General features: G+C 64.9%; 8 protein-coding genes and 1 pseudogene (1 of these 9 running past the window's edge). 6 read left to right on the top strand and 3 right to left on the bottom strand.

What is annotated here, in order from left to right; translation table 11 throughout:
• The first annotated feature begins 6 nt into the window (after positions 1 to 6).
• Genes K789_RS23355 through K789_RS0116465 form a run of 3 tightly spaced genes read left to right on the top strand, consistent with a single transcriptional unit; the run spans position 7 to position 1,783 of the window.
• On the top strand, positions 7 to 600 hold the full coding sequence (locus tag K789_RS23355) for a GAF and ANTAR domain-containing protein (protein WP_237739624.1): 594 nt from the start codon (positions 7 to 9) through the stop codon (positions 598 to 600).
• 53 nt (positions 601 to 653) lie between these two features.
• Positions 654 to 1,283 carry an ANTAR domain-containing protein gene (locus K789_RS0116470; RefSeq protein WP_024367717.1) on the top strand — a complete coding sequence of 210 codons (630 nt, stop codon included), beginning with the start codon at positions 654 to 656 and terminating at the stop codon, positions 1,281 to 1,283.
• A 26-nt stretch (positions 1,284 to 1,309) separates the two neighbouring features.
• A complete protein-coding gene (locus K789_RS0116465; protein ID WP_024367716.1) occupies positions 1,310 to 1,783 on the top strand; it encodes a DUF1810 domain-containing protein in 474 nt (157 codons plus the stop codon).
• On the opposite strand, the gene K789_RS0116460 is transcribed toward K789_RS0116465, so the two are convergent.
• The 3 genes from K789_RS0116460 to K789_RS0116450 form a co-directional block, all read right to left on the bottom strand.
• Positions 1,755 to 2,909 (bottom strand): EAL domain-containing protein, encoded by a 1,155-nt coding sequence (locus K789_RS0116460; RefSeq protein WP_024367715.1) that lies wholly within the window; start codon positions 2,907 to 2,909, stop codon positions 1,755 to 1,757. The two genes, K789_RS0116465 and K789_RS0116460, sit on opposite strands and share 29 nt — an antisense overlap.
• Positions 2,906 to 3,082 (bottom strand): DUF1059 domain-containing protein, encoded by a 177-nt coding sequence (locus K789_RS24700; RefSeq protein WP_084507623.1) that lies wholly within the window; start codon positions 3,080 to 3,082, stop codon positions 2,906 to 2,908. Before K789_RS24700 ends, K789_RS0116460 begins: the two co-directional genes overlap by 4 nt.
• A 295-nt stretch (positions 3,083 to 3,377) precedes the next feature.
• On the bottom strand, positions 3,378 to 3,719 hold the full coding sequence (locus K789_RS0116450) for a hypothetical protein (RefSeq protein ID WP_128081654.1): 342 nt from the start codon (positions 3,717 to 3,719) through the stop codon (positions 3,378 to 3,380).
• A gap of 450 nt (positions 3,720 to 4,169) precedes the next feature.
• Here K789_RS0116450 and K789_RS0116440 point away from each other — a divergent pair, with 450 nt between their 5' ends.
• The 3 genes and pseudogenes from K789_RS0116440 to K789_RS23350 form a co-directional block, all read left to right on the top strand.
• Positions 4,170 to 4,436 carry a hypothetical protein gene (locus K789_RS0116440; RefSeq protein ID WP_024367712.1) on the top strand — a complete coding sequence of 89 codons (267 nt, stop codon included), beginning with the start codon at positions 4,170 to 4,172 and terminating at the stop codon, positions 4,434 to 4,436.
• A gap of 52 nt (positions 4,437 to 4,488) precedes the next feature.
• Complete coding sequence (locus K789_RS0116435) at positions 4,489 to 4,833, top strand: ArsR/SmtB family transcription factor (RefSeq protein WP_024367711.1); 345 nt, start codon at positions 4,489 to 4,491, stop codon at positions 4,831 to 4,833.
• A pseudogene (locus K789_RS23350) lies at positions 4,830 to 4,926 on the top strand (SRPBCC family protein); it runs 403 nt beyond the window's last position. Before K789_RS0116435 ends, K789_RS23350 begins: the two are co-directional and overlap by 4 nt.

Below are 4,926 nucleotides of genomic sequence, written 5' to 3'. Positions count from 1 at the left end.
GAGCCGATGCTGTGCGCCATCACGGTGGAACGGGACGGCACTCCGGCCACCGTCGCCAGCAGCGGCGAGGACGCGAGACGGCTGGATGAGAAGCAGTACGCGTTCGACGACGGCCCCTGCCTCACGGCCCTGCGGCATGGCACCACAGTCCTGGTTCCTGATGTGGCGGCTGACGACCGCTGGGAGCACTACGCCTCCGCGGTCTCCGGCGAGGGCATCGTGTCGGTCCTGGCCGTACCCATCGCCACGGATCCGGGTGCAGCCGCAGCATTGAACTGCTATGCACGCTCGAAGGGCGTTTTTGACAGCACCACCGTTGCGGAGGTGGAGCGCCATGCCCTGTCCATCTCGCGGATCCTGCGACTGGCGCTCAAAGTCCACCCCCCGGAAATCTATCCCGAGCATCTCCGCTCCGCCTTGAAATCCCGCGCCATCGTTGACGCCGCCGTCGCTCTGATCATGGTCCAGAACCGGTACAGCAGGGAACGGTCCATGGAGCTGCTGCACCTGGCCGCCAGGGCCACGGACACGAAGCTCCACACGATTGCCGCGGACATTCTGCGGGGAGTCGCTCTACCCGCGGCGGACCCCCCGCAATAGGATGGAAAAAGCCGCCGCTCGATTGCAGCGCGCGACCAGGAATTGGGGGAACCATGCGGGACAGCCCCGCCCTTTCATCTACGTGGCACAACATCGCCGGCAGCGGCAGCACGCTGCTGGATCTCGTGCTGGACAGCACCGAGGCAGGATCCAACGTTGACTACTTCCTGGCCAGACTGGCCCGGCTGGCGGCGGCGGAGCTGTCCCGCCCGGAACGCGAGGTGACGTGCGGAATCACCGTGACCAGGCGGAAGCAGCCGCCGGCAGAATGGGGCAGCACCGGAGAGGGGTCCGCCAGCACGCTCCAGGTCCCCCTGGTGCTCGACGGTGAGAACTCCGCCGTCGTCAGTCTCTACTCGGCGCGGAGCGCGGCATTTTCCCCGGACGATGTGGAGCAGGCGCGGCGGTTCGGCGCCGACGCCTCGCGGGCACTGCTTCTGGCCTTGAGGATCTCCCAGCTCCGGGAATCCCGGGACGATATCGCCGCCGCCATGCAGTCCCGGACCATCATCGACCTTGCCATCGGGGCGATCATGGCCCAGAACCGGTGCGGGCGCGAAGCCGCCTTCAAGATCCTCCGGAATACCTCCAACAACAGGAACATGAAGATCCGCGACGTCGCAGCAGCAGTCGTGGCGTCCATCGCCGGCGATACCGACATCACGGCACGATTCGAGGACTGATGTCACACGGGACCAAGGAGGACACAGTGGAAGATCCCTACGATCTGGAACGGTTCGTCACGGCCCAGGACTCGGGCGGAACCTTCCGGCACGCCCTCGACGAGCTCCACGGGGGTTCCAAGCGCAGCCACTGGATGTGGTTTGTTTTTCCGCAGATCGCCGGGCTCGGGCAGAGCCCGACGGCCCGGAAGTATGCCGTGACCTCGCTGGATGAGGCGCAGGCCTATCTGCTGCACCCCGTACTCGGTCCCCGGCTGGTCGAATGCGCCAGGGTTGTGGCCGGTCTCGAAGGGCGCACGGCGGGGCAGATCTTCGGCGGCATCGATGAGCGGAAACTGCACTCCTCGATGACCCTCTTCCTCCGGGCCGACCCCCGTGCGGGTGTCTTCCAGGAGGTCCTGGCGAAATACTTCGACGGGCTGCCCGACGCGGCCACCGACCGGCTCCTTGGCAGCGGCCAGGCGGACCCAGCTACTCCCCCGGCACTGCCAGCGCAGTAATCATCCGTTCCATGCGTGCGACGCCGGCATACCGCCCGGCGTTATCCGTCACCAAAAGGGGCTCAAACCGACTGGAGGCGGTCCGCGTCATGGAGCGGGCCAGGGCCTCGTTCAGCGGGGTGTCCAGATTCACGCGCATCCCGGGGCTCACCACGCCCAACCCGGCCGCCACCGGGTTCAGCACCGAAACCGGCCGCAGGTGGTCACCGATCAGGACCACCGCCTGAAGCCCGGGGTTCCCGGCGAAGGCCTCCGCGGCAAGCGCGGCAGTGGTGGCTGTTGTCGCCGATTCGAGGACATCGCGAATGACGGCTTTGTGGGTCACCGGCGGCTTCGAGGCGAGGCGGTGTGCCAGATCCAGATCGATGCCCGCCCAGGGCGGCGCCGGCCTGGCCAGGTAATAGCCCTGCACCAGCGGCACGCCAAGGGAAACCAGCGCATCGAGTTCCTCCAGCCGTTCCACACCTTCGGCCAGGATCCACGCATCCACCCGGCTGGCAAAGGTGCCAAGCATCTCGATCAGGGCACGCTTGGCTTCGTCCCGATCGATGTCCTGGACCAGTTCACGGTCGATCTTGATCAGCGAGGGTCGCAACGCCAGCAGGTGCCGCAATCCCGCGTAGCCGGCACCGGCGTCGTCGACGGCGATCAACGCACCGGCCGCGCGCAACTGGTTCAGGTCCGGTTCCAGCCCCATGTAGGAGTCGATGGGGGTCTGCTCGGTGAGTTCGACGACGAGGCCGCCCAGGTTTCCCTCGTCCCGCCAGACGCTCCGGATCTTCTCGGTGCTCAGCAGCTCGGGCGAGACATTGAGGGTCAGGAAGCAGTTTGTGGGCAGCGTGGAGCGGGCCGCGAGCGCCGTCCGCAGTGCCGCCGACTCCAGCTCCGCGGATCTCCCGTGGGCACGGGCAGCAGAAAACCAGACCTCGGGGTTCTTTTCGGCGAAGCCGGGAAAACGTGCGAGCGCTTCATAGCCCACCACCGTGCCACGTGACGAGTCGACGATGGGCTGGTAAACCGAGGCCAGGCCTTCTCCGCGGCAGGCGGCCGCAAGGAGCTCACCCCAGTCCGGACCCCCGGCTGCACCGGAAGCAGGAGTCGGCCGGCCTGCCGCGGTACTGCTCAACTCACCGGAATGATTGCTTTGTGGACCGACTGGACGAGTTCGACCGGCAGTTCCACCAGCCCATGCGTGGACGCGGCGTGCGCGGCGACGTTGACCAAGATTTCATCTTCCGTGCTGCAAACCCATCGGGCTTCGCAACCGGGCACTACGTCTCCACACGCAAACGATTTCACTAAGGCTCCTTATATTCGACGGCGAACTGCACCACCCTACTGCCCCGCGCACAAGGTTGAGGCGATATCCGCCCCAAAACCGCCGGGTGTTTTGGTTGCTGCCGCGGTGTAGTTTTGGCTTCATGATCAGCATTGGCTCCGTCGTCATCCGCGTCGATGACCTCCAGCGCCAATTGGACTTCTGGACGGCCGCATTGGACTACGTGTCACGGCGGCCTCCCGAAGGAACTTCGTTGTCCTTCAGCCGAGGGATGGGGCCGGACCGAACATCTCCGTGGCAGGCCGGGCGATCACCTCAGGTCAGCGGGGGAACCGCGCCGTACGATTTGGGGATCCCATACGGGTTGACCGGCCGGTCCTCATCCAACGAGGACGGCTCCCTGGTGGCGTAGCTCCGCGCGGTCTTCAGGTCGCGGGAGCGTCGGTACAGTCCGAAGCCGAGCGATCCGAGGCCGGCCGCCAGCAGCGCCAGTCCCAGAACAAAAAAACCCACAGCACCGGCGTCGGCGTTGCCGGAAGCAACGTGGAACAGCGGCGTCGGCAGGACAAAAACGGTGGCAGCCAGGGCAACGCCCCCCACCGCAATTTGCCATGTTCCCTTGGACATCATGGTTCCCCCCTCCAGTGTGTGTCTCATGGTTCAGTAAACCGGAACTGCGGCCGGGGCGGAAGGGCATCCCGGACCATTCGGCCGATACGGAAACAGGGTATCGACGCAGGGATCGATGCGGAGGACGATTAAAGGGCGCTCACGGAAGGAGGTAAGTGATGTGCTATCCGTATAACAGGGAATTCCGGCGGGACATCAAGAAGGATGAATCAAAGGAAACCGAGCCGCGCCCGGAGCCCCGGGCGGAAGCCCCTGACTTCAAGTTTTGGGCCTTCCCCCGCCGCAGCAGGGAATTCACGGTCGAGGAGCCGGCGACAGCTGACCGGACCCGCGAGAAGGTATAGCCCGACAGTCAACGGAAGGCTCCTCAATGAAGGGGCCTTCCGCCTCAATGAGGGGCAACCAGGCGGCAGCGTGCGGACGTTCCGAAGAAGGTACGGGAGACTGGAAGTCCACGATCACGAAGGCAGGACCGCATTGATCAATCTCCAGCAGGACGCCGAAGGCTTCATCCGCATGAAGCGGCACTTTCCGGGCAGCACCATCATTTCCGTCACGTTCACCGATGGCTCGTCGGAGAAATTTTCCGGGCAGCAACTCAACGCGATCTATGACGATGCCCTCGCCGTCTTCCGGGCGGAGAATCACCTGGATGCCAAGGGGTACTCCCGGGCGCCGAAAAGGACCGTCCAGCCTGCGAACAAGATCGAGTTTGTCGCGGTGCACCCCGGGATGGCCACATAGCCGCCGCGGCACCCATTGACATCCCGGATCGGGCGGATTATTCTACAACCAAATGGTTGTAGATGAGCTGCGGGATGCCGACCTTGACCGCCTGTTCCAAGCGTTCGCCGATGCCACCCGCCGGGACATCGTCACCCGCGTGACGGCCGGAGAGTATTCGGTATCGAGGCTCGCTGAGCACTATGCCATGAGTTTCGCCGCCGTGCAGAAGCACGTGGCGGTGTTGGAGCGCGCCTCCCTCGTGACGAAGGAAAAGCGCGGACGGGAGCAGATCGTGCGGGCCCACCACGATGGCCTGCAAAGAGCCCGACGCCTGCTCGATGAGTACGAAACGATCTGGCGGCAGCGGGCCGACCGGATCGCAGACATTCTCGCAGAGGGAGAGGAAGCGTTATGACCGTTATCAGTTCGCACAAGAATGCCGAAGCCCTGAGCTTCACCGTCGTCGCCGAGTTCGATGCCGGAGTCGAGCGCGTGTGGCAGGTCTGGG

The organism is Arthrobacter sp. TB 26, from assembly GCF_000427315.1.
Classification (GTDB): Bacteria; Actinomycetota; Actinomycetes; order Actinomycetales; family Micrococcaceae; genus Arthrobacter.
The sequence above is the reverse complement of the archived record's forward strand: the minus strand, read 5'-3'. Positions and strand labels throughout refer to the sequence as shown.